General features: G+C 37.7%; 23 protein-coding genes and 1 tRNA gene. 19 read left to right on the forward strand and 5 right to left on the reverse strand.

The window, feature by feature from the left end; translation table 11 throughout:
- The first annotated feature begins 28 nt into the window (after positions 1–28).
- Complete coding sequence (locus AC3B5S_RS07145; protein ID WP_489757768.1) at positions 29–994, forward strand: alpha/beta hydrolase; 966 nt, start codon at positions 29–31, stop codon at positions 992–994.
- Between the two features lie 73 nt (positions 995–1,067).
- Here the strand turns inward: AC3B5S_RS07145 and AC3B5S_RS07150 are convergent.
- Together AC3B5S_RS07150 and AC3B5S_RS07155 are read right to left on the reverse strand one after the other, a co-directional pair.
- A tRNA-Glu gene (locus tag AC3B5S_RS07150) sits at positions 1,068–1,139 on the reverse strand.
- Positions 1,140–1,190: 51 nt separating this feature from the next.
- Positions 1,191–1,841: a CPBP family intramembrane glutamic endopeptidase gene (locus AC3B5S_RS07155; protein WP_489775265.1), complete on the reverse strand. Its 651-nt coding sequence runs from the start codon at positions 1,839–1,841 to the stop codon at positions 1,191–1,193.
- A gap of 39 nt (positions 1,842–1,880) precedes the next feature.
- Here AC3B5S_RS07155 and AC3B5S_RS07160 point away from each other — a divergent pair, with 39 nt between their 5' ends.
- From AC3B5S_RS07160 to AC3B5S_RS07170, 3 genes are read left to right on the forward strand one after another with little or no spacing between them, the layout of a single operon-like run.
- A complete protein-coding gene (locus tag AC3B5S_RS07160) occupies positions 1,881–3,611 on the forward strand; it encodes an ABC transporter ATP-binding protein (protein ID WP_489757770.1) in 1,731 nt (576 codons plus the stop codon).
- Positions 3,604–5,445, forward strand: a complete 1,842-nt coding sequence (locus tag AC3B5S_RS07165) for an ABC transporter ATP-binding protein (protein ID WP_489790285.1) — start codon at positions 3,604–3,606, stop codon at positions 5,443–5,445. Before AC3B5S_RS07160 ends, AC3B5S_RS07165 begins: the two co-directional genes overlap by 8 nt.
- The gene (locus AC3B5S_RS07170) at positions 5,445–6,443 is read left to right on the forward strand and encodes a serine hydrolase domain-containing protein (protein ID WP_489790286.1); all 999 of its coding nucleotides are present in this window, start codon (positions 5,445–5,447) and stop codon (positions 6,441–6,443) included. Before AC3B5S_RS07165 ends, AC3B5S_RS07170 begins: the two co-directional genes overlap by 1 nt.
- A gap of 58 nt (positions 6,444–6,501) precedes the next feature.
- Here AC3B5S_RS07170 and AC3B5S_RS07175 read toward each other — a convergent pair whose 3' ends face one another.
- Both AC3B5S_RS07175 and AC3B5S_RS07180 read right to left on the reverse strand, forming a co-directional pair.
- Positions 6,502–7,128 (reverse strand): response regulator, encoded by a 627-nt coding sequence (locus AC3B5S_RS07175; protein WP_489769682.1) that lies wholly within the window; start codon positions 7,126–7,128, stop codon positions 6,502–6,504.
- Complete coding sequence (locus AC3B5S_RS07180; protein WP_489790287.1) at positions 7,106–8,206, reverse strand: sensor histidine kinase; 1,101 nt, start codon at positions 8,204–8,206, stop codon at positions 7,106–7,108. The genes AC3B5S_RS07175 and AC3B5S_RS07180 overlap by 23 nt, the downstream gene beginning before the upstream one ends.
- 111 nt (positions 8,207–8,317) lie before the next feature.
- On the opposite strand from AC3B5S_RS07180, the gene AC3B5S_RS07185 reads away from it, so the two are divergent.
- From AC3B5S_RS07185 to AC3B5S_RS07195, 3 genes are read left to right on the forward strand one after another with little or no spacing between them, the layout of a single operon-like run.
- Positions 8,318–9,250, forward strand: a complete 933-nt coding sequence (locus tag AC3B5S_RS07185) for an ABC transporter ATP-binding protein (RefSeq protein WP_489757776.1) — start codon at positions 8,318–8,320, stop codon at positions 9,248–9,250.
- A gap of 10 nt (positions 9,251–9,260) precedes the next feature.
- Complete coding sequence (locus AC3B5S_RS07190) at positions 9,261–10,388, forward strand: ABC transporter permease (RefSeq protein ID WP_489769684.1); 1,128 nt, start codon at positions 9,261–9,263, stop codon at positions 10,386–10,388.
- Positions 10,375–11,517 (forward strand): ABC transporter permease, encoded by a 1,143-nt coding sequence (locus AC3B5S_RS07195; RefSeq protein ID WP_489769685.1) that lies wholly within the window; start codon positions 10,375–10,377, stop codon positions 11,515–11,517. Before AC3B5S_RS07190 ends, AC3B5S_RS07195 begins: the two co-directional genes overlap by 14 nt.
- Positions 11,518–11,600: 83 nt before the next feature.
- Here AC3B5S_RS07195 and AC3B5S_RS07200 read toward each other — a convergent pair whose 3' ends face one another.
- Positions 11,601–12,956: a MurT ligase domain-containing protein gene (locus AC3B5S_RS07200; protein ID WP_489757779.1), complete on the reverse strand. Its 1,356-nt coding sequence runs from the start codon at positions 12,954–12,956 to the stop codon at positions 11,601–11,603.
- Between the two features lie 141 nt (positions 12,957–13,097).
- Here AC3B5S_RS07200 and AC3B5S_RS07205 point away from each other — a divergent pair, with 141 nt between their 5' ends.
- The 12 genes from AC3B5S_RS07205 (at position 13,098) to atpD (ending at position 23,389) form a co-directional block, all read left to right on the forward strand.
- Positions 13,098–13,691: a thymidine kinase gene (locus AC3B5S_RS07205; protein WP_489757780.1), complete on the forward strand. Its 594-nt coding sequence runs from the start codon at positions 13,098–13,100 to the stop codon at positions 13,689–13,691.
- Entirely contained in the window at positions 13,692–14,789 is a 1,098-nt protein-coding gene (gene prfA, locus AC3B5S_RS07210; RefSeq protein WP_489769686.1) for a peptide chain release factor 1, read from the forward strand.
- Positions 14,767–15,612, forward strand: coding sequence for a peptide chain release factor N(5)-glutamine methyltransferase (gene prmC / locus AC3B5S_RS07215; RefSeq protein ID WP_489769687.1), 846 nt, complete (start codon positions 14,767–14,769; stop codon positions 15,610–15,612). Before prfA ends, prmC begins: the two co-directional genes overlap by 23 nt.
- 3 nt (positions 15,613–15,615) lie before the next feature.
- Complete coding sequence (locus AC3B5S_RS07220; RefSeq protein ID WP_489769688.1) at positions 15,616–16,635, forward strand: L-threonylcarbamoyladenylate synthase; 1,020 nt, start codon at positions 15,616–15,618, stop codon at positions 16,633–16,635.
- 12 nt (positions 16,636–16,647) lie between these two features.
- Positions 16,648–17,277, forward strand: a complete 630-nt coding sequence (gene upp, locus AC3B5S_RS07225; RefSeq protein WP_489757784.1) for a uracil phosphoribosyltransferase — start codon at positions 16,648–16,650, stop codon at positions 17,275–17,277.
- Positions 17,278–17,395: 118 nt separating this feature from the next.
- A complete protein-coding gene (atpB, locus tag AC3B5S_RS07230; RefSeq protein WP_489757785.1) occupies positions 17,396–18,112 on the forward strand; it encodes a F0F1 ATP synthase subunit A in 717 nt (238 codons plus the stop codon).
- A 14-nt stretch (positions 18,113–18,126) separates the two neighbouring features.
- Entirely contained in the window at positions 18,127–18,336 is a 210-nt protein-coding gene (atpE, locus tag AC3B5S_RS07235) for a F0F1 ATP synthase subunit C (RefSeq protein WP_489757786.1), read from the forward strand.
- 27 nt (positions 18,337–18,363) lie between these two features.
- Positions 18,364–18,894 carry a F0F1 ATP synthase subunit B gene (atpF, locus tag AC3B5S_RS07240; RefSeq protein ID WP_489757787.1) on the forward strand — a complete coding sequence of 177 codons (531 nt, stop codon included), beginning with the start codon at positions 18,364–18,366 and terminating at the stop codon, positions 18,892–18,894.
- Positions 18,881–19,426, forward strand: a complete 546-nt coding sequence (gene atpH / locus AC3B5S_RS07245; protein ID WP_489757788.1) for an ATP synthase F1 subunit delta — start codon at positions 18,881–18,883, stop codon at positions 19,424–19,426. The genes atpF and atpH overlap by 14 nt, the downstream gene beginning before the upstream one ends.
- A gap of 22 nt (positions 19,427–19,448) precedes the next feature.
- Positions 19,449–20,975, forward strand: a complete 1,527-nt coding sequence (gene atpA, locus AC3B5S_RS07250) for a F0F1 ATP synthase subunit alpha (protein ID WP_489757789.1) — start codon at positions 19,449–19,451, stop codon at positions 20,973–20,975.
- An 18-nt stretch (positions 20,976–20,993) separates the two neighbouring features.
- Positions 20,994–21,917, forward strand: coding sequence for a F0F1 ATP synthase subunit gamma (locus AC3B5S_RS07255; protein ID WP_489757790.1), 924 nt, complete (start codon positions 20,994–20,996; stop codon positions 21,915–21,917).
- 17 nt (positions 21,918–21,934) lie between these two features.
- Entirely contained in the window at positions 21,935–23,389 is a 1,455-nt protein-coding gene (gene atpD / locus AC3B5S_RS07260) for a F0F1 ATP synthase subunit beta (RefSeq protein WP_489757791.1), read from the forward strand.
- Positions 23,390–23,393: the final 4 nt, after the last annotated feature.

Here is a 23,393-nt window from a genome sequence, read left to right on the forward strand (position 1 = left end):
TTAAGAAGATCATTGGGAGGTTGTTTGAATGAAGATTCAGACTTTTTCGTTAAAAGCTGATAATCCAGCAGTGACGTTGACAACGTATTTACTAGATGATTCAAGCGAAACTATTAATGGTGGTAATCGGCCTGCCATTATTATTTGTCCGGGTGGTGGCTATTTTAATTGTTCAGATCGCGAGGCGGAACCCATTGCTTTAAAATTTAATGCATTGGGTTATCATGCCTTTGTTTTACGATATAGTACTTATAATGATGGTTCCGCAGATTTACCGGATTTAGTTGATTTACCACCGAAAAAAGAGCGATTATTTCCACAACAGTTATTAGAATTAGGCCAGGCTATGGTTTTGGTCAAGAAAAACGCAGCAAAATGGCATGTGGATCCACAAAAAGTGGCCGTTTGTGGCTTTTCCGCTGGTGGACATAATGCCGCTTTGTACGCAACTAATTGGCATCGTGCTTGGTTTACCAAGCATTTTGGAGCCGATAAGAATTTATTACAACCAGCGGCTTGCATTTTAGGTTATGCTTTAACAGATTATGTTATGTTGAATCAACAAATTAAAGAAGTTATGCAAGGAATGGATCAGCAGTTTATGAAGGCGTCGATGGTCGCTCTATTAGGTCAAGAAGAACCTTCATTAGACCAATTACAACAAACTAGCCCGGTTTTACAAGTTGACCAAAATACGCCTGCTACTTTTATTTGGGCGACTGCGGATGATCCGTTGGTTTCATCATTACATTCGTTGAAATTTGCAACAGCCTTAAAAGAACAGAATATTCCGTTTGAGTTACATTTGTTTGAACATGGTGCGCACGGTTTGAGCTTGGCAACGCAGGCGACTGCTGCTTCGCAAAGTCAAATTGTAAACGATGTTGCTCTGTGGTTTGATTTGTGTGCTACTTGGTTACAAAAACGTTTTGCGTTACCGTTACCCAAATTGAGCGCTTTTGAACAAATGTTAGCTGACAATCAAAAAGCTTAGCTAGTATTGATTTTTTAATACAAAAAAAGCTCCCACATCGGGGAGCTCATACATAAACTAATCAATCATAATATCACCCGTACGGGAATCGGACCCGTAACTCCACCTTGAGAGGGTGGCGTCTTAACCATTTGACCAACGGGCAATCAAACAATAACTATCATACTGAAAAATCGATTGTTCGTCAAGCATTGTTTTACAAAGCCATCAGGATAGCTGCAAGATTGTTTAATAGATGTAAGCAAATATCACTTTTAATATTTTGGGTACGCACATAGAGTAATCCGAGTAACAAACCGATGAGGAATTTAGATAAAAAATAGATAGGGTCTTTCGAGAGATGGACTAATCCGAATAAAACGGCGCTGATAAAAGCTCCGAGATATAAGTGATCAGCAAAAAACCAATTAATGATTAGGCCACGAAAAAGAATCTCTTCAGTAATTGGGGCAATGAAAATGGCATAGATCACAAATAAAACTGGAGATGCTTGGGCTAAGTGGAGTAAACTATTCACGTTGGTATTGTCAGTCGTTTTCATTAATGGTAGCAATACTAAATTGATAACGATTACTAAGACAAACGCAATACCAATCAATGTATAAGTGGGCTTAGATAGCTTGTGCGTAGGGAAAGTTTGGCTGTGTTGCAGTCCCCACCACATAATTGTGATGACTATTAAAATACTAAGACCAAAGCTTAATGTAATTTGGAAAGGAGCTAGGTGTTCTTTAGCAGTTAGTTGCAAAATAATTAAAGGTAATTGTTGTAATAAATAAAAAAAACATAGTCCTATAATTAAAAAAATTGTGGTAAGATAGTGGTTATTTTGATGCTTAAGTTTCATAAAATTAACCTTTCTAATTAAGGGAGTGGATTAAATCGCATGTTTCGAATTATGAAAAATCGAATTCCTCTATGGAGTGTATTAGGGGCAATTCTCTTTATGGTTTTACAAGTAATGGGCAATTTGTATTTGCCTAATATTACTTCAGATATTGTTAATAATGGGATCACTAAAGGTGATACTCATTATATCATAATGGCGGGAATCAAAATGATCGGAGTGTCGTTACTGGTTATTATTGCCGCAACGGTCAATGTTTCTTTAGCTTCACAAGCGTCACAAAAGTTAGGGAAAAATTTACGGAGTGACATTTATCGTAAAGTTTTGTATTTGTCGAATGATGAATTTGATCAAGTGGGAACTTCTTCATTGATTACCAGAACGACCAATGATGTGGTGCAAATGCAAAATGTCACAATGATGATGTTACGAATGATGATTATGGCACCAATTATGATGTTAGGCGCTAGTTTTATGGCTTATCAAAAAGATCAGCAGCTGACTAAGATTTTCATTATTGTCTTACCAATTCTTATCGTGGTAGTCGGCGTGATTTTATATTTTGCGGATCCCTTGTTTCGTAAAATGCAGGAAAAGACCGATCGGTTGAACTTAGTTTTTCGTGAAGGTTTAACTGGCGTGCGCGTGATTCGAGCTTTTCGCCAGGACGACTGGGAGCAAAAGCGGTTTGCGGCCGCCAATCAAGATTATACGCACAATGCCCAAAAAGTCTTTTCCATTGTAGCCGTGATGTATCCACTAACGACTTTAATCATGAGTGCTACTAATATTGCTATTACATGGCTAGGTGCGAAGTATATTTCCATGCAAGTGATGCCCATTGGTAATTTGTTAGCCTTTATGACGTATGCTTCACAAATCTTAATGAGCGTTATGATGTTATCCATGATTTTTGTGGTCGTGCCCAGAGCTCAAGCTTCCGGGGTGCGGATTAACGAAGTTTTACAATTACAAAACCAGATCGTGGATCCAAAACAACCACAAGAATTGCAACAAGCTAGTGCAGCGGTAGCGATGCAACAGGTTACTTTTAGCTATCAAAATGCGCAGCAACCGGCCTTGCAAAAGATTGATTTTCAGGCGCAGGCCGGGCAAACTGTCGGAATTATTGGAGGAACTGGTTCTGGCAAGACAACCTTAATCAACTTGTTATGTCGGTTATATGATCCGCAGACCGGACAAGTTTTGGTTGATGGTCATGATGTCCGGCAAGTTAAGCAACAAGATTTGCGGCATGCTATTTCTTTGGTACCACAAAAATCAATTTTATTTAAGGGTACGTTACGCCAAAACTTACAGTATGGTAACCAACAGGCAACCGATGCCGAGTTGTGGCATGCACTCAAAATTGCGCAGGCCGATGATTTTATTGCCGCTGAAAAGGGCTTAGATACCTTGGTGGAACAAAATGGTGATAATTTCTCTGGTGGTCAAAAACAACGCTTGGCGATTGCGCGCGCTTTAGTGAAGCCAGCTGATATTTATATTTTTGACGACTCTTTTTCCGCGTTGGATTTTAAAACTGATTCCCAATTAAGAAAAGCCTTAAAAACTGATCCAGCGATGCAAGATAAAGTCGTCGTCATTGTCGGCCAACGAATTTCAACAATTTCTGATTCCGATGTTATTGTTGTCTTAGATCAAGGTCAGATGGTTGGTTTAGGAACACATCAAGAGTTGAAACAATCTAATACAACTTATCAAGAAATTATTAAATCTCAATTGAAAGGAGATACAATGAATGCCTAAAAATCATTCTGATCGTCGAAATTTTGGTCAACGTAAACCCCAAAACTTTTGGAAGACCACTTGGCGTTTATGCCGGTATTTATCCGATTTTTGGTTCTCAATTATTTTGGTACTAATTTTGGCTGTCACAGCCACGATTTTTCAAATTAAAACACCGAAGATTTTAGGTGAAGCGACAACGGAAATCTTTAAGGGTGTCATGACCGGTTTAGCCAAACAAAAGGCGGGTTTTAATATTACGCAATTCCCAGTTAATTTTGGCAAAATTGAACAAATTTTAGCAATTGTTGCTTTAATGTATTTGGGTTCGGCCGTTTTTAATTTCTTACAACAAATTTTGATGACGCGTGCTTCCCAGCAAACGGTTTACAAATTGCGGCGGGATTTAAAATTAAAAATGAAGTTTTTGCCGATTAATTATTATGATACCCATGATAATGGCGATATTATGTCGCGGGCGATTAATGATATGGATAATATTGCTAGTACGTTACAACAAAGTATTACGCAATTAGTTACCAGCATTGTCACTTTGGTCGGAACATTATGGATGATGTTCTCGATTAGTTGGAAATTGACTTTAATTGCCTTAATCACCGTTCCGGTTAGTATCATTGTGATTGGCTTGATTGCGCCCAAATCGCAAAAAGCTTTTTCTGCTCAACAAGCTTCTTTGGGATTGTTGAATAATCAAATTGAAGAAAATTATGGTGCGCATTTAGTAGTTAAAGCCTTTAATCATGAACCAGAAGCTTTAGCAGAATTTGAAGAAGAGAATAATCGCTTATACCATTCTGCTTGGAAAGCACAACTCTGGTCCGGGTTAATGATGCCGTTAATGACTTTTGTGAACAATTTAGGTTATGTGGGCGTCGCTATCTACGGAGGCATTCAAGTAGCTCATGGCCGTTTGCCAATTGGTGATATTCAAGCTTTCTTGCAATATACGCAACAGTTTTCACAACCGATTAATCAATTAGCTAATTTATCCAATACGATTCAAGCAACAGTTGCTTCAGCAGAGCGGATTTTCGCTATCATGGATGAGCCGGAAATGCCACATACACATGTCGATATTGCTGACGAAGAAACTGATAATTTGATTGAATTGGATCATGTGCAATTCGGCTATCAGGGACAACCACTGCTTTTAAAAGACTATTCGCTACAAGTTAAACCGGGTGAAATGGTGGCAATTGTGGGACCAACTGGCGCCGGTAAAACAACGATTATTAACTTGTTGGAACGCTTTTATGATATTAGTGGTGGTTCGATTAAACTAGCTGGTCAGGATACGCGTAACTTAAAGCGTGAAGATTTGCGGAGTCACTTTGCGATGGTGCTGCAAGATACATGGTTATTTACCGGCAGTATTTACGACAATTTAAAATATGGCCGTGAAGATGCAACTCAAGAAGAAATTATGGCGGCTGCTAAAGCGGCGCACGTCGATGAATTTGTGCAACAATTACCACAAGGCTATGACACAATTTTAAATGAAGAAGCTTCTAATATCTCTCAAGGACAACGCCAGTTGTTAACCATTGCGCGCGCCTTTGTAGCAGATCCGGAAATTTTAATCTTAGATGAGGCGACTTCCTCGGTTGATACGCGCACTGAGATTCATATTCAACATGCTATGGAGCGTTTATTAAAAGGCCGGACGAGCTTTGTGGTGGCGCACCGTTTATCAACCATTCAAGATGCTGACCAGATTATTGTCATGAATCAAGGATCAATTATTGAAACAGGCACGCATGACGAGTTATTAGCCCAAAACGGCTTCTATGCTGATTTATATAATTCTCAGTTTAGTGGTAGTGTGGCGCTTTAATGGCAGTAAGGACAGATTATCTACTGGCTAAAATTCACCAACTAGTGGTAGAGCAAGTAGTTCCTGGAGTCAGTTGTGCTTTGATTACACCGGACAATTGCTATCAAAATTGTTGGGGGTGTAATGCTTGGCAGCCGCAAGTTACGCAACTGCACCAAAACAGTTTATATGACTTAGCTTCGTTAACCAAAGTTTTAGGTACGACGACTGTTTTACTAAAGTTGATTGAACAGGGAATATTATCCTGGGATAGTAAAGTAGCGACTTATTTGCCATTATTTACTGATCAACGTGTGACTTTGACGCATCTAATGACGCACACTTCTGGCATTCGGGGTTACATTCCTAATCGTGATCAATTATCGGCATCGCAATTGTTAGTTGCCCTACAAGAATTACCGATCACAACTGAGTTTGAGCAAGTAGTGCGGTATACCGATACGGGGCCAATTTTAGCAGGCTTAATCATTGAACAAATTTATCAACAACCAGTACAAACGTTCATTGAACAAGAAGTTTTACAACCCTTAGGGTTAACGACAGCAACGTTTCATCCGGAGGCAGCAAAATGCGTCGTAACTAATCAACGGGCTGGTCATTGGTTACAGGGAGAAGTTCATGATCCTAAGGCTTATCAATTAGGTCAGCATTGTGCTTCGGCCGGTTTATTTGCTTCTATGACGGATTTAATCCGATTTACGCAATTTATGCTGGGACAATTATCAATTTCTCAACCGCCAATTCAACAGGATATGGTGACCGGTTTATTTCAAGATTTTACCCAGCATCATTTAGGACGTTCATTTGGTTGGGATCTCCGCAAAAATGCGCAACAACAATGGGTGTTGTATCATACCGGCTATACAGGGAACTTTTGGTTGATTGATCGCTTCCGTCAGCGAGCGTTAATTGTGTTGAGTAATCGGGTACACCCGTTTAATAACAATCAACTTTTCTTAAGTCAAAGAGACGCAATTGTGAATTTATTTTTACAATAATGAAAAATAAAGACAGTTTATTGAGGATCAAGTTAGAATCCCATCTAAACTGTCTTTTTTAGTAGTTTTGATAGTAATAAATAGCTAATTGAGTGCGATCGCGCAACTGAAGTTTGGTTAATAATTGACTGATTTGATTGCGAATCGTGCCCTCACTTAAAAACAAAGTTTGAGCAATTTCCTTGTTGTTTTGTCCAGTGGCCACTAATTGGAGGATTTCTTGTTGCCGTTGAGTCAAAGACTCATGGGTAGCATTTAATTTAGACGGAATGTTGGGCCATTGATGTTGGATTTTAGAAACAATTTCATCGCCATAAATGTATTGATTATTGGCAACGGCGTGAATAGCGGGCACGATACTTGTGAACTTTTGTTTGATTAAATAACCTTTAACACCAATGGCCAGTGCTTGACTAATATATTCATTATCACTAAAAGTTGTCAGCAATAAAATTTTTGCTCGTGGATACTTTTGTAAGATAGTTTGTGCCGCTTTTAAGCCTAACTGATCTGGTAGGCGAATATCTAACAATAAGACATCAGGTTGAATTTGTTCGTATAGATGTATAGCGGCTTGTGAATTATAGCCACAAGCACTAACTGTTAACTGTGAATCAGCTTCAATAATAGTGGTTAGAGCTTGTGTAACCAAATGATCGTCATCAATTACGATTACCTTGAGCATTAGTTAGTCCTCCTTTAGGAATAATTAAAGTTACGAAAAATTGGTCTGCTTTGGTGTGAAAGTGAATTTGTCCATTTAATTCTTGAGCACGTTGCGTCATGTCCATTAATCCCATTCCTGGCTGATAGTTGGTGGGCGCACCATTATTAATGATTTGTAAACGATTAAAAGCCGGTAATTCTTGAAAATTAAATTGAACTAAAGTTGCATGAGAGTGTTTCATAATATTAGTTAAAGCTTCTTTAATAACCAAGATAACATTGGTTTGTTGCCGGGAATTAAGAACAAAAATTTGTCCGTGGCACTTTAGTGAGCAAAACTGAAAATTATTACATAAAAGTTCGAATTCTTGTGAGAATGATAAGGATTTATGCTGTAATTGGTGAACGTTTAAACGAATACTATCTAACGCTTGGTTCATGGTTTGTTCTAAATTAATGAGTAATGGTTTTAATTGTTCATTTTGATTGATCGTTTGTAACGCGGCTACTTGCAAGAGACTGCTAGATAATAAGTGACCGACGTTATCGTGAATGTCACGGGCAATTTTGTTACGTTCATTGGCAATTTGTAATTGTAATTGTGTTTGATTAGCACTTTTTAAAGCAACATTTTGTTGCTTCAATCTTTTTTGTTGTTCAAAACTATCATCTTGTAACTTTAAATTGGCTTGATAAAGTTGTCGAATCAACTGATTGCAATAATTCAAGATGAACGTTATGAAAATTAATCCCAAAAGCAAACTACTGGTCCAGTTAAAATGCCAGATAAGAGGAATACTAATGATTAATAAACAATATTTCCAGGGAAATTTAGTCCATTGTAGAGTGAATAAACAAACCATTGGCAGAAAAAAGCAAAAATTTGGTTGCCAGATGCTTAAACAACTAGTTGTGATTAGTGGAATCCAGCCGGGATTAAAGGAAACTGGTAATAATAAGCTACCTAAACATAAGATACTGGTTAGAGGGTAAATAACTGCAGTAGTTGTTGTTTGCTGATGATAAAATAATAGTCCACAAATGACTGTAATAATTAGTAGTGACCATTGATTGTATTTAGTTGGTGAATGCAGCATTTTGACTCCTTTATGACAAATGTCATTAGTTGTTTGAATAAATGTAACTATCTAATATGGAACACTTCTATTATATTAAATTTAAAGTTCAAAAACAGGGGGCTTCTTATTTTGATAATTGATGTGCACAATTTGGTTAAACGTTATGATAAGCAAAAAGTTTTAAATCATTTGAATCTGCAAGTTAAGCCAGGTGATATTTTGGGTTTGTTAGGCCCCAATGGCAGTGGCAAATCAACTTTAATTAATTGCATTTTAGGCCTATTAAAATATGATCGGGGTGAAATTAAAGTTTTTGATCAAATCATGACTCCGACTAATTACGCAGTGAAACAAAGGATCGGTTTAGTTCCGCAAGAATTAGCATTGTTTGCTGAATTGACCGTACAAGAAAATGTTGATTATTTTTGTGGTTTGTACGTGCAAGACAAGCAAAAACGTCGGACTTTAGTTAATCAAGCTTTAGAATTGGTGGAACTTCAGGACTTTAGGAAATATTATCCCAAACAATTAAGTGGTGGCTTTAAACGACGGTTAAATATTGCTTGCGGGATTGCTCATCAACCAGAATTGATTTTCTTTGATGAACCTACGGTTGCCGTAGATCCACAAAGCCGAAATAAAATTTTGGAAAGCATCAAACAGTTAAACCAAAACGGCGCTACCATTATTTATACCACGCACTATATGGAAGAAGCTGAATATTTATGTGATCCTATCGTAATCTTGGATCGAGGCGAAATTATTGCTCGAGGGACTAAAGACCAATTAATTGCAATGATTCAAACTGATTCTAAGTTAATGATGGAAGTCCCACAAATTACACCTGAACAATTGCAGCAGTTAACCAAGCTTCCAGGAATGGTGCGTGTGGAATATCAATCTCGACAGTTAGTTTTATGTAATCAAAATTTGAATCAAAATTTAGTAACGATTTTGGAGTATTTTACCCAAAATCAAATTTTATATGCCAATTTAAAAATGCAACAACCTGATTTGAATGATGTTTTTTTAACGATCACGGGACGTAAATTACGCGATTAAGGAGCAGATGATGAGACTATTAATTAAATATCGTTTAAAGATATTGATTAAACAGCGTTGGTTCTTGTTTTGGATGGCAATATTTCCATTAGTTATGGGAATCTTAATGAAATTAGCTTTTAGTCAATTAGACCAAGATGCTACCACGTTTAACTTAGACCAAATTTCAGTGGCAGTTGTTGACCATAAACAGACAGATACGCACTTATTAAAGCAGGCTTTAACACAATCTAGAATGCAACATCAAAAATTGTTTAAAGTGCATCAATTGTCACAAAGTACGGCTCAACAACGACTACATTCGAACCAAATAGCCGGTTATTTTGAATTTAAACAAGGACAATGGCGGCTAAATATTATCAATTCGGATGACAAACAACGGATTTTACAAGATTTTTTGACGACTTACTTACAAAATTACCAAATTATTCAACAACAAATTGCCAAAAAACAAAGTATTAACTTACCGACAAATCGCCAGTGGTTGAGTAATCAAGCGCGTCCCCGAAATTTTAGTATTTTGAGTTTTTATTTCTTTGCGCTATTGGCATTGTCAATTATGGATGGCTTTACGATTGGATTGACATTGAATTATGATGAACAACCGCAACAATCAGCCCGTGGAATACGTCTACAAATCAGTCCGCTTAATTATTTGAAAATTTGGTTCAGTGATTTAGTGGCTGCTTGGGTCATTTTTTATATCATTATGTTAATAGCTGTCAGCTTCTTTCATTGGGTACTACGAGTCAGCTTTGGTTCCCACATAGGTTGGTTATTGGTAACGATTGCATTAGGCTGTTTATTAGCCATTACTGGTGGTCAATTATGGGGAAAATTACTTGCAAAAAAGAATCTAAATCAACAACTGAGTTTAGGGTTGGTACTAGTTTTAACCAATTCATTTTTGAGCGGAATGATGGGTGATACTGATTTTAAATTTTGGATTGATGTTCATTTACCGATATTGGGACAATTAAATCCTAATAATTTACTGACTAATTGTTTTTATCAATTATTCTCCTATCGCAAACCGCAAGCATATTATCAAAACTTATGGTGGTTGATAATTTTATTAGTAATCTTATTTGTGATTAATCTTGTCTTACAAAGAAGGAAGAGCTATGACTATTTATAAAACTGTGTGGAAAATTTTGCGAAAGAATTATAGCACTTTATTAATTAGCTTAATTGTGACAATGGCGATGGTGATTTTTATTAGTTTCCAAACCCAGACCACTTCTTTAAGTCAACCAAAAATTGTTGTCTTAAGTTCAAATGAAAATAAGACAGTGAAGGCTTTTAAGGCTTATTTAAAAGATCAAAAAGCTTACCAGGCAGTTGGAAAATTTCTGACTAATAAATTAAGTGATGCTTTATACTACCAAGAAATTGACGCCGTGGTTAAATTGCCGGCTAATTTGCAGCAGCGATTACAAGCACACCAAAAGTTTAAGCTGAAGGTCCAACTAGCTCCTAATGCTAGTTCTCAACTAGCAGGAAAATTGATTAATCGCTATTTTAATACACTAGTTAATTATCAAAGAAATAATGCTCAATTGTCCTGGTCCCAAATTTTAAGTAAAACAAAAACTAACTTAAAGATTAAAGGTCAAATTGATTATGATCATGATTACTACAGACAACGACAAAATACGATCGCAGCCGCTTTTTATGGTGCTTTAGCTTATGGCTTAGCAATGACCATTTTTAGTGGTTTTCAAACCGTAAGTTTAAAATTTAATAAATTTGAAATCTATCAACGTAATTTTTGTTCACCCAATTCTCTCAAAAAAATTCGTACTCAAATTAACAATGGTTTGTTGAGCTATTTAGCAATTATTTTTGTCTTGTTTATGATTTTAATCGAAGTATTTGCACAAAGTTCTTGGAAAGTAATCGGTTTTTATTGGCTCAATTCTTTCTTATTTGCATTAACAACTACAGCTTTAGCTTCATTGGTTGCTAGTATTGCTAAAAATGCAGCTACCATGAATAGTTTTTCGACCATCTACGTTTTAGGATCATGCTTTTTAGGCGGAGTTTTTATTAGTCAAGAGTTTTTGCCGAAGATAGTGCATCAAGTTGCAGCTTTAACACCGACTTATTGGTTTGTGAAGGTCAATGATTTGATTGCGAACGATCAAATGCTTTCAGGTCAATTTTGGAAATTTGAACTCATTTTAATTTTGTTTGGCTTAGTTTTTCTTGTTTTACAGGCCCTGTATCAACGCTTACAAAACCAACAATTGGTGTTTAATGAATAATAATTATAAAAAGACGCAGCCAAGAATCAATAAGATCAATCATCTTACGATCCCTGCTGCGTCTATTTTAGTTTGACTAACCATTAAGCTAAATTCTTTTGTTTAATGTAGCCTTGATCGACTAATTTTTTGCGTAATTGTAACATTGCCGTATAAGTAGCTAAAACATAAATCTTTTCGGGTGCTTGTTGTTTCAACTTAGTTAAAAAGGTATCTAAATCAGGAACATGTTGTAATTGTTCTGCTTTAACGCCAGCGACCTGAAAGCGAAAATGGATGTCATGCCAACGTTCACCGCCAGTAATCACTTGGGGAATCTTGGTAAATGGTAATTGTTCAAAATTACCATCCCAAATCCAACTAGTATCAATACCGTCAGCATAATTAGCATTTAATAAAAATCCGAGACTATATGGATCATCGTCGGAATTTAAGGTACTGATCACTTGGTTTAAGCCCACGGGATTTTTAACGAGAATAATGGTTAGCTGCTTATCATCTAATGTGATGACTTCTTGGCGACCAAAAACTTGTTCATTATAGCTGAAAGCTTGCTTAATTTGATTAGGCGAAACGTTAAACTCACTACCAGTAGCATAAGCAGCTAAAGCATTGTAGATGTTATACATGCCCCCAATATTAATGGTAAAGTTAGTTTGATCAATTGCAAAGCTAGATTGATTAGGCATTAACTGTTCAGTACTGGTCACTTGATAATCTAATTGTGGTCGGTGGAAATGACAATGAGGACAGAAATAATCGCCTAAATTAGCATAAGTAATCATATGATAATGCATAATCTGATGACACTTAGGGCAAAGAACGCCATCAACATTAAAATCGGCCCGTAAATCAGTGGTTAATTGCTGCTCGTTGCCAAAGCCGTAATAAATTTTAGGATTGGGCAAGTCATCAACTTGAAAAATGGCGGCATCGGCATTGATAATTAATTTAGCTTGCGGTGCTAATTTAATGCCCGCTCGAATTTTGTCCCAGGTAGTATAGATTTCACCGTAGCGATCCATTTGGTCTCGAAAAATATTAGTCAAAATAAAAGCGCTGGGCGTCATGGCTTGACAAATTGGTTCGACATTAGCTTCATCAACTTCTAAAATGGCAATTTTTTTAGTAGCATCATCTCGCCGATCACTTAAAAAAGCTGATGTAATTCCTTGAATCATATTGGAACCAGTCGGGTTGGTTAACAGATGATCGTATTCTTGCTGTAAGATTTTAGTAATTAAGGAAGTAGTTAAAGTTTTGCCATTAGTCCCCGTCACAATAATCACTTGATAATCTTGACTGAGTTCTTTTAAGACGTTGGGATCAATCCGGTAAGCTAATTTCCCGGGTAAGGAACTGCCGCGATGAAAAACATCATGCAAAATTTTATAAGTTACTTTGCCGCAAGTGGCTGCTAGTTTTGATTTTAAGCTCATGTAAACACCCTTTTTAATTAATAAAAAAATCATACCATAAAAATTCTGCTAAGGTATAGTTGATTAGTATTTATCTATAGAAGTTTGTTCAGAATTGCGTATAATAAAAAGCGGTGAATCTAAATAAAGGAGTTCCAAGTTGTGGCACAATTATTCTTTCGCTACGGGGCAATGAATGCTGGTAAATCAATTGAAGTTTTAAAAGTAGCTCATAATTATGAAGAACAAGGTAAGCATGTTCTTTTATTGACCAGTGGTTTAGATAACCGTAATGGTGTGGGTAAGATTGCTAGTCGGATTGGTCTAACGCGTGACGCATTAGCATTGATGACTCAAGATAATTTATTTGAACTAGTTCAGACGCAAACTTTAACTCAAACAATTTCTTGTGTTTTAATTGATGAAGCCCAGTTTTTAACAGCTGAGCAAGTCAAACAAGCGGCTCGAGTAGTTGATGATTTGAGTATTCCAGTGATGGCGTTTGGTTTAAAGAATGATTCATTAAATCACTTATTTTCTGGCTCAGAGGCCTTATTAATTTATGCTGATAAGATTGAAGAAATGAAAACAATCTGTTGGTTTTGTGAAAAAAAAGCTATCATGAATCTCCGTGTAACTAATGGTCAGCCCGATTACGGTGGTCAACAAGTGCATATTGGAGGTAACGAATCATATTATCCTGTTTGCCGGCGGCATTATTGGCATCCAGCAATTAAAACAGAAGGTGAGAAATAAATGGACAAAATTTTTGATCAATTGCAGGGCTTAGTTGAACGTTTTGAAGAACTGCAAGAAATGATGAGTGATCCAGAAGTGATTAGTGATACACCTCGTTATTTGAAAATTTCTAAAGAAGCAGCTGATATGCAAGAAGTTGTTGATCAATTTAAAAAATATCAACAATTAAAATCAGATATTACAGAAAGCAAGGAAGTTTTAAACGAAAGCCATGATGTTGATTTGGAAGCTTTAGCTAAGGAAGATTTGGCAGAAATGGAACCGCAGCTACAAGCAACTGAAGAAAAAATTAAATTACTGATGCTTCCGAAAGATCCCAATGATGATAAAAACATTATTATGGAAATTCGGGGGGCTGCTGGCGGTGATGAAGCCAGTTTATTTGCCGGTGATTTGTTAAATATGTACGAACACTATGCTGAAAATCAGGGTTGGCATTTTGAAATTATTGATGAAAATAAAACCGAAGTTGGTGGCTATAAAGAAGTAGCCATGATGATTACGGGTAAAAATGTTTATTCCAAATTAAAATTTGAAAATGGCGCTCATCGGGTACAGCGAGTTCCTTCCACAGAATCTGCTGGGCGGGTGCATACTTCAACGGCTACGGTAGCAGTGATGCCCGAATATGATGAAGTAGATTTAGAAATTGATCCGAAAGATATTCGAGTTGATGTTTACCGTTCTTCCGGTGCTGGTGGGCAACATATTAATAAAACTTCTTCAGCAGTCCGTATGACCCATTTACCGACCGGTATTGTAGTGGCAATGCAAGATCAACGTTCACAGCAGCAAAATCGGGAAAAAGCCATGCAAATTTTGCGTTCGCGCGTTTATGATTATTATGAATCCCAAAACCAAAGTGATTACGACGCAGAACGGAAATCAGCAGTAGGAACTGGTGATCGTTCTGAACGGATTCGGACTTATAATTATCCGCAAAATCGGGTGACTGATCACCGGATTGGTTTGTCGTTAAACAAACTAGATAAAATTATTGGTGGTCAATTAGATGATATTATTGATGCGTTAATTTTGTCAGACCAAACTCAAAAATTGGAGCAAATTCAAAATGGTTCCACCAAGTTATATTGATGCCCAACAATGGGCTTTTTTAATACTTCAAAATCTGCCGCAAGGTCCAGAAATTGCCCAATATTTATTACTGGAATTAACTAATTGGACGCCGAGTCAGTTACAGTTTCATCAAAAAGATGTTGTTCCGTCAGAACTTTGGCAAAGATATCAAGCTGTTATTCGTCAAGCTCAGACGGGAGAACCGCCCCAATATATTTTGGGTCAAGCGTGGTTTTATGGCCGCCAGTTTCAAGTTAATGCCGCTACTTTAATTCCACGGCAAGATAGTGAAATGATGATCGCACAGATCTTGCAAGAGCACCCCCACGGCCGCTTGTTAGAACTGGGTACCGGTTCAGGAGCATTGGTAGAAACCTTGGCTATGGAAGGTCAATATCAAGCCGTCACTGCGACCGATATTTCCTCAGCGGCTTTACAAGTGGCTAAGGCTAATGCCCAACAATATCAGCTGACAATTGACTTTCGTCAAGGTGACTTATTTGCACCCGTGGTCGAGCAATTATTTGATGTAATTGTTTTTAATCCACCATATATCGGTGAAGAGGAACGTAAGTATATGGATCAATCAGTTTTAGAGTTTGAACCGCAGCAAGCATTATTTGCCACAGAACAGGGTTTAAGTTATTATCGGCGCATTTTTGCCCAATTTAGTCAATTTTTAGCACCAAATGGCCAACTTTATTTAGAATTTGGCTTTCAACAACAAGAAAAACTTAGTAAAATGTTTCAAGAGCAGGTCACGGGCTACCAAATTCAATTTTTCCGTGATTTGTCAAATCAACCGCGTTTTTTGCGAATTCAACGAAAAGAGGTGAATTAAATAATGGAAACGAAAATGTTTACTCGTGCTGATTTACCACAAGCAGCCCAACTACTAAAAGCTGGTCAATTAGTTGCTTTTCCAACCGAAACGGTTTATGGCTTAGGTGCTGATGCAACTAATGCCCAAGCCGCAGCAGCGGTTTATGTAGCTAAGGGGCGTCCGAGTGATAATCCGTTAATTGTTCATGTTAATTGTCCCGAGATGGTGTGGCAATACGCTGATGTGCAATTTAAATCCTTAGCTGAGCCTTTAATGAAGGCTTTTTGGCCGGGACCGTTAACCATCATCCTACCAGTTGCCGATCATAAGCTCTCTAAAACTGTTACCGGCGGCTTAAAGACGGCGGCTTTTCGGATGCCTGATAATCAATTGACTTTGGATTTAATTAGTGAGGTACAACGTCCTTTAGTTGGGCCTTCAGCTAATACTTCAGGCAAACCGAGCCCAACTTTACCGGAACATGTTTACCATGATTTACATGGTAAAATCGCGGGGATTTTAGCTGATGGTGCCACACGCGTCGGGCTTGAATCCACTGTTTTAGATTTAACTAGTGAGGTGCCCACAATCTTACGTCCGGGTGCTTTAACTGAGCAACAATTGTCCAAAGTTATTGGTACAGTTCAAACTAGTCATCATAAGGTTCAGGCTGGTGAAATTCCGAAAGCTCCGGGGATGAAGTATAAGCATTATGCTCCTAAAGCCCAGGTAATTGTTGTGGATCAGCCCCAAGATTTTGCTGCAGCATTAACTTGGGTGCAACAACAAAAGAAAGCTTTTGCCGTTATGGCCACTACTTCAGTTTTACAGTCGTTAGATTTACGACAAGCAACAGATACTTTTTCATTGGGAGATTCTTTAAATTCAGCCAGTCATTTACTGTTTGCTGCCTTAAGACAATTTGATTTAAATGATCAAATTGAATATATTTTGGCGCAAGGCAGTTCTGATCAAGACTTAGGAATCGCTTATATGAATCGATTAAATAAAGCAGCTGGTAACCAGCATTTTAAAGCATAGGAGGAATTTAGGATGTCTAAATTTACAGTATTAAATCATCCCTTAATTCAACATAAATTAACCATTATCCGTAATAAAGATACGGGTACTCGCGTCTTTCGGGAGGTCGCTAATGAAATTGCCGAATTAATGGTTTATGAAATTACCCGCGATTTACCATTAGAAGATACCGAAGTAATTACTCCAATGGGTAAAAGTACACAAAAACAATTAGCTGGTAAAAAATTAGCCGTTATTCCGATTTTACGGGCTGGTTTAGGCATGGTTGACGGTGTTTTACGATTGATTCCAGCTGCCAAAGTTGGGCATATTGGCATGTATCGTGATGAAGAAACGTTAAAGCCACATGAATATTTTGTTAAATTACCACCTGATATTGATCAACGTGATTTGTTGATTGTAGATCCAATGTTAGCTACTGGAGGTTCTGCTAATATGGCCATTGAAGCCTTGAAAAAACGCGGTGCGCAAAATATGCGTTTAGTCGTTTTGGTAGCAGCGCCCGAAGGTGTACGGGCCGTACAGGAAGCGCATCCTGACGTTGATATCTATGCAGCATCTTTGGATGAAAAAATTACTGAAAGTGGCTATATTTTCCCAGGATTGGGTGACGCCGGCGATCGCTTATTTGGAACTAAATAAATTTTGAATTTTATGAGAAAATGTCTTTGATTTTATAACTTTTGGTGGTAATCTAGCCATGTGCCTTACTTTTTATTAAAAGGCAATGAAAAATAATGAAAGGGAGGAGTTGTGCTGGTTGGATGATTCATATCAATTTCTTTCAATTGGTGGGTTAACTTTTAATGTTGCCAACTGCTTGTCAACATTAATAGCTGCCGTGATTGTTTTTTTGGCCTTCTTTTTTATGTCACGCAAAATTAAAATGCGTCCAGGAAAAGCCCAAAATATGCTGGAATGGTTAGTTGATTTTACGAATAATATTGTTAAGTCATCGTTTCCCCAGAAGAGTGAAGCTCAACCATTTATGCTGTATGCATTTGTAATGTTTGCGTTTATCTTTATTTCCAACCAATTAGGCTTAATGTTTGAAATCATTGTTGGTGGTAAAACGTATGTTAAATCGCCAACATCGGATCCGATTGTAACAATGAGTTTAGGCATTATTACTTTGGTTTTATCGCATTATTTTGGCGTCAAAAAGCACGGCTTTGGTGGTTATTTAAAAACATATCTACAACCGATTGCTTTTTTATCACCAATTAACCTTTTGGAAGAGTTTACAAACTTTTTAACACTATCTTTACGGCTTTATGGAAATATCTTTGCTGGTGAAGTTTTGTTAAGTTTGATAACGAAACGTCTGGCACCATCATACGGAGTATGGACTTATATTGCTTCATTTCCATTAAGTATGATTTGGCAAGGTTTTTCTGTCTTTATCGGCGCTATTCAGGCTTATGTTTTTGTAGTTTTATCAACGGTTTATATTTCTGAAAAAGTAGTTAGTGAATAATGGAGGTATTTTAAATGAAATTTTTAGGTGCAGGTGTCGCAGCGGGTTTAGCAGCTTTGGCGGCTTCTTATGGTAATGGACACGTTATTTCCAAAACAATTGAAAGTATGGCTCGTCAACCAGAAATGTCTAGTAAATTACAATCAACAATGTTTATTGGTGTTGGTTTAATTGAAGCTGTTCCTATTTTAGCTATAGTTATTGCTTTCTTATTAGTCTTTTAATTACGAGAAAAACTTCTTTAGAAAGGAATGACGGTCGTGCAACCAGGATTATTATTGGCAGCACAATCATCCTCAACTGGTGATTCACTATTCGTCTTAGTATCCTTTATTGTCTTAGTGCTTTTAGTTAAGCATTTTGCCTGGGGTCCGATTACCAAAATGATGGATAAACGGGTAGATAAGATTACTGGTGATCTTGATTATGCAGATAAAGAGCGTAAACAAGCCGATGAATTGAAGCAAAAGCGTGTTGCAGCTTTACAAAATTCTAAAGCTGAAGCTGTCCAAATTGTTGCTGATGCCAAAAAGTCTGGTGAAGATCAACGAACTTCAATTGTTGATCAGGCACACTCAGAAGCACAAGATATTCATCAACGTGCTCAAGCAGATGCCCAACAGGCGAAAGCGGATGCGATGAAGTCAGTCCAACATGACGTGGCTCAATTATCAGTAGATATCGCGACACAGATTATTGGTCGTGAGTTGTCAGTTTCGGATCAACAAGACTTGATTGACTCATACATTAAGGAGTTGAATCCAAGCCATGAAACTAAATAAGGATGAAATTGGTCGCCGTTATGGAAGAGCTTTGTTTGAATTAGCTACAGAGCAAGATCAACAAGTTGAAATTCTTGAAGAGTTAGATGCTATTCAAGCAGTTTATGAACAAATTCCTGATTTAGGCGATATTTTAACTGATACGCGTTTATCTTCTTTGAAAAAACAGAAACTATTAGTTGTAATTAAGCAAAATGCTAGTACGTTAATGCAAAATTTTTTGCAGTTATTGTTTGAATATCATCGCCTAGATGCTTTTACCGAAATTAGACGATTTTATCAGGACTTGTATAATCAAGCAACGGGTGTTTATCAAGCAACGGTAACCACGGCTATTGAATTAAGTGATCGTCAACAAACCGCTTTAAAAAATGCAATTGGTCGCCAGTTTGCTGCAAAAAAGGTAATTTTAACGATTCATTTGGATCCGCAAATTATTGGTGGTTTGATTGTACAAGTTGGTGATCAAATTATTGATGGAAGTGTTAATTCGCGCTTGAAGCGAATGAGCCAATTATTGCTGAATAGTTAATTAAAGTATAGAGGTGAATTTGATGAGCATCAAAGCTGAAGAGATCAGTTCTTTAATTAAAGAGCAGTTAAAAAATTATCAAGATGATCTTGAAGTTGAAGAAATCGGTACTGTAACCTATGTTGGTGACGGAATTGCTCGTGCTCATGGATTAGATAATGTCATGTCCAATGAATTACTAGAATTTACTAATGGTTCATTTGGAATTGCCCAAAATTTGGAATCGACAGATGTCGGCATTATTATTTTAGGTAAATTTGATGATATTCGTGAAGGCGATAAAGTTAAGCGAACTAAACGGATTATGCAAGTGCCTGTTGGTAAAGAGTTAATTGGTCGGGTAGTGAATCCATTAGGTCAACCAGTAGATGGTTTAGGCAAGATTGACACTGATAAGACTCGTCCTATTGAAACGCCGGCTCCAGGTGTTATGGATCGCCAATCAGTTTCTGAACCTTTGCAAACCGGCTTAAAAGCGATCGATTCGTTAGTTCCAATTGGTCGTGGTCAGCGGGAATTAATTATCGGTGATCGGAAAACTGGTAAAACGTCAGTAGCGATTGATACTATTTTGAATCAAAAAGATCAAAATATGATTTGTATTTATGTAGCTATAGGTCAAAAGGAATCCACCATTCGTGCGCAAGTTGAAACGTTGCGGAAGATGGGAGCCATGGATTATACAATCGTTGTGGAAGCTGGTCCTAGTGAACCAGCACCGCTACTTTATATTGCACCTTATTCTGGGGCTGCGATGGGTGAAGAATTCATGTATAACGGTCAACACGTGTTGATTGTTTACGATGATTTAAGCAAGCAAGCTGCGGCTTATCGTGAAATTTCGCTATTGTTACGGCGGCCACCAGGGCGTGAAGCTTATCCAGGTGATGTTTTCTATTTGCATTCTCGTTTATTGGAGCGGGCTGCGAAGTTAAATGACAAATTAGGTGGCGGGTCCATGACCGCGTTACCGATTATTGAAACGCAAGCCGGCGATATCTCTGCTTATATTCCTACGAATGTTATTTCGATTACTGATGGACAGATTTTCTTACAAAGTGATATGTTCTATGCCGGCAATCGACCAGCTGTTGATGCGGGAACTTCAGTCTCTCGGGTCGGGGGCGATGCCCAGATTAAAGCTATGAAAAAAGTTGTTGGTACTTTGCGGTTAGATATTGCTTCCTACAATGAATTAGAGTCCTTTGCCCAATTTGGTTCTGATTTAGATGAAGCTACACAAGCAAAATTAAATCGTGGTCGTGTGACGATGCAAGTGCTCAAACAACCATTACATGATCCAATTCCGGTCGAAAAACAAGTTATTATCTTTTATGCCTTAACCAAGGGCTATATGGATAACTTGAATGAGGATCAGGTTGCTGATTATCAAACACAATTGTGTGATTATTTTGCTGGTAATCATGCTGATTTGTTAAAAGAGATTAAGACCACTGGTAATCTGCCGGACACTAAGAAGCTAGATAGTGCCGTTCATGATTTTACTGAAGGTTATCAAGCTAATTCAACTGAACAGCAAGCGCAGTAATAAGGAGGAAAAAGGCATATGGTAGAATCCTTAATGGATATTAAACGCCGCATTTCTTCGACTAAAAAAACTGGTCAAATTACGCATGCGATGCAAATGGTTTCGGGATCAAAATTAACGCAAATTGAGAAGAAATCTATTGCATATCAGTTATACGAACAAAAAATTAAAGAAACGATGGGGCATTTAGTTGCTAGTAAAATAGTTAATAATTACGAAAGTGAAGACCCCCAAAAAGGGGTTTTATCGCTGGATCACTTGTTAAAAGTGCGGCCGGTGAAAAAAACTGCTTATATGGTAGTTACTTCTGATCGTGGTTTAGTTGGCAGTTACAATTCAACTATTTTAAAGGCAACAATGGAATTATTAGAAAAGAATCACCACAATGATAAAAGCCAATTTACAATTATTGCTGTTGGTGGCACCGGAGCAGACTTTTTTAAAAAACGAGGCTACGATGTTGCCTATGAATATCGTGGTGTGGAAGATGTTCCAACTTTTTTGACTATTTCTAATTTGGTAAAAGCGTGCGTTGAGTTATTTGATGATGGCGTATTTGACCGTTTAATTTTATGTCATAATCATCATGTTAATTCATTAACTTCACAATTTGTGACCGATGAATTATTACCTATTTCACGCGATGTTGCAAACAAAAAAGATTTACAGCATCCCAAATTACTCCAAGAGTATATCGTTGATCCTGGTGTGGAAAGCGTCTTAGAAAAAATTGTGCCACAATATATTGAATCAGTAGTTTTTGGTTCAATTATGGATGCCAAAACAGCCGAACATGCTGCTTCAATGACTGCAATGAGAACGGCTACTGATAATGCTGATGATCTGATTGATAGTTTGTCATTACAGTATAATCGTGCGCGGCAGGCACAAATTACGACCGAAATTACCGAAATTATTAGTGGCGCGGCGGCTTTGGAATAAGGAAAGGAGTTATTTGAATGAGTCAAGGAAAAGTAGTTCAGGTTATCGGACCTGTTGTTGATGTATCATTTCCACTGGATGGCTCCTTACCAGATATTAACAATGCTTTACTTGTTAAGACTAATCAAGGAAATGAAATTACTTTGGAAGTTTCTTTGGAATTAGGTGATGGAGTAATGCGGACGATCGCGATGGCCGGAACCGATGGTTTACAACGGGGAACGGCTGTTGAAGATACTGGTCATCCGATTAGCGTTCCAGTTGGTGATGTGACTTTAGGACGAGTCTTTAATGTTTTAGGCGAACCAATTGATAATGGTGAGCCCCTTGAAGCGGATGTTCAACGGGAAAGTATCCATAAAGAAGCTCCTAAATACGAAGATTTAAATACGACTTCTGAAGTTTTGGAAACTGGTATTAAAGTGATTGATTTACTGGAACCTTACTTGCGCGGTGGTAAAGTCGGCTTGTTCGGTGGTGCCGGTGTTGGTAAAACTGTGTTAATCCAGGAATTAATTCATAATATTGCTCAAGAACATAATGGTATTTCTGTCTTTACCGGTGTGGGTGAAAGAACCCGTGAAGGTAATGACTTGTACTATGAAATGAAAGAATCTGGTGTGCTGGCTAAAACTGCGATGGTCTTTGGTCAAATGAATGAATCTCCCGGTGTGCGGATGCGGGTGGCTTTAACTGGTGTTACGATGGCTGAGTACTTTCGTGATGTGGAAGGTCAAGATGTGTTACTATTCATTGACAATATCTTCCGCTTTACACAGGCTGGTTCAGAAGTTTCGGCTTTGTTAGGGCGTATGCCTTCAGCGGTTGGTTATCAGCCAACTTTGGCGACCGAAATGGGGCAGTTGCAGGAGCGAATCACTTCAACTAAAAAGGGATCCATTACTTCTATTCAGGCGGTTTATGTGCCGGCGGATGATTATACTGATCCTGCTCCAGCAACAGAATTTGCCCATTTGGATGCCACTACCAACTTGGAAAGAAGTTTAACCCAACAAGGAATTTATCCAGCTGTTGATCCGTTAGCTTCAACTTCTAGTGCTTTGGATCCAGAAATTGTGGGTCAAGAACATTATGAAGTGGCAACCGAAGTACAGCATGTTTTACAACGTTACCATGAATTGCAAGATATTATTTCGATTTTAGGTATGGATGAATTATCTGATGAAGAAAAGCAAATTGTTGCTCGTGCACGGCGCATGCAGTTCTTCTTATCACAGAATTTCCATGTTGCGGAACAGTTTACCGGTCAGCCAGGTTCTTATGTTTCTATTGAAGATACCGTTAAAGGCTTTAAAGAAATTTTGGCTGGTAAATATGATGATGTACCTGAAGATGCCTTCAGAAGCGTTGGAACTATTGATGAAGTTTTGCAAAAAGCTAAGCAAATGGGTTATCAACCAGCTGATGAAGCAGCTTCTACCACTAAAACTGATGATGTAGCAGCTAGTTAATGAT

It is taken from the genome of Bombilactobacillus sp. ESL1094 (assembly GCF_058107425.1).

Bases quoted from the DNA above. Each gene is read 5' to 3' on its own strand.
- AC3B5S_RS07145 (WP_489757768.1), top strand. From the start codon at position 29: ATGAAGATTCAGACTTTTTCGTTAAAAGCTGATAATCCAGCAGTGACG.
- AC3B5S_RS07155 (WP_489775265.1), bottom strand. From the start codon at position 1,841: ATGAAACTTAAGCATCAAAATAACCACTATCTTACCACAATTTTTTTA.
- AC3B5S_RS07160 (WP_489757770.1), top strand. From the start codon at position 1,881: ATGTTTCGAATTATGAAAAATCGAATTCCTCTATGGAGTGTATTAGGG.
- AC3B5S_RS07165 (WP_489790285.1), top strand. From the start codon at position 3,604: ATGCCTAAAAATCATTCTGATCGTCGAAATTTTGGTCAACGTAAACCC.
- AC3B5S_RS07170 (WP_489790286.1), top strand. From the start codon at position 5,445: ATGGCAGTAAGGACAGATTATCTACTGGCTAAAATTCACCAACTAGTG.
- AC3B5S_RS07175 (WP_489769682.1), bottom strand. From the start codon at position 7,128: ATGCTCAAGGTAATCGTAATTGATGACGATCATTTGGTTACACAAGCT.
- AC3B5S_RS07180 (WP_489790287.1), bottom strand. From the start codon at position 8,206: ATGCTGCATTCACCAACTAAATACAATCAATGGTCACTACTAATTATT.
- AC3B5S_RS07190 (WP_489769684.1), top strand. From the start codon at position 9,261: ATGAGACTATTAATTAAATATCGTTTAAAGATATTGATTAAACAGCGT.
- AC3B5S_RS07195 (WP_489769685.1), top strand. From the start codon at position 10,375: ATGACTATTTATAAAACTGTGTGGAAAATTTTGCGAAAGAATTATAGC.
- AC3B5S_RS07200 (WP_489757779.1), bottom strand. From the start codon at position 12,956: ATGAGCTTAAAATCAAAACTAGCAGCCACTTGCGGCAAAGTAACTTAT.
- prfA (WP_489769686.1), top strand. From the start codon at position 13,692: ATGGACAAAATTTTTGATCAATTGCAGGGCTTAGTTGAACGTTTTGAA.
- prmC (WP_489769687.1), top strand. From the start codon at position 14,767: ATGGTTCCACCAAGTTATATTGATGCCCAACAATGGGCTTTTTTAATA.
- AC3B5S_RS07220 (WP_489769688.1), top strand. From the start codon at position 15,616: ATGGAAACGAAAATGTTTACTCGTGCTGATTTACCACAAGCAGCCCAA.
- upp (WP_489757784.1), top strand. From the start codon at position 16,648: ATGTCTAAATTTACAGTATTAAATCATCCCTTAATTCAACATAAATTA.
- atpE (WP_489757786.1), top strand. From the start codon at position 18,127: ATGAAATTTTTAGGTGCAGGTGTCGCAGCGGGTTTAGCAGCTTTGGCG.
- atpF (WP_489757787.1), top strand. From the start codon at position 18,364: ATGACGGTCGTGCAACCAGGATTATTATTGGCAGCACAATCATCCTCA.
- atpH (WP_489757788.1), top strand. From the start codon at position 18,881: ATGAAACTAAATAAGGATGAAATTGGTCGCCGTTATGGAAGAGCTTTG.
- atpA (WP_489757789.1), top strand. From the start codon at position 19,449: ATGAGCATCAAAGCTGAAGAGATCAGTTCTTTAATTAAAGAGCAGTTA.
- AC3B5S_RS07255 (WP_489757790.1), top strand. From the start codon at position 20,994: ATGGTAGAATCCTTAATGGATATTAAACGCCGCATTTCTTCGACTAAA.
- atpD (WP_489757791.1), top strand. From the start codon at position 21,935: ATGAGTCAAGGAAAAGTAGTTCAGGTTATCGGACCTGTTGTTGATGTA.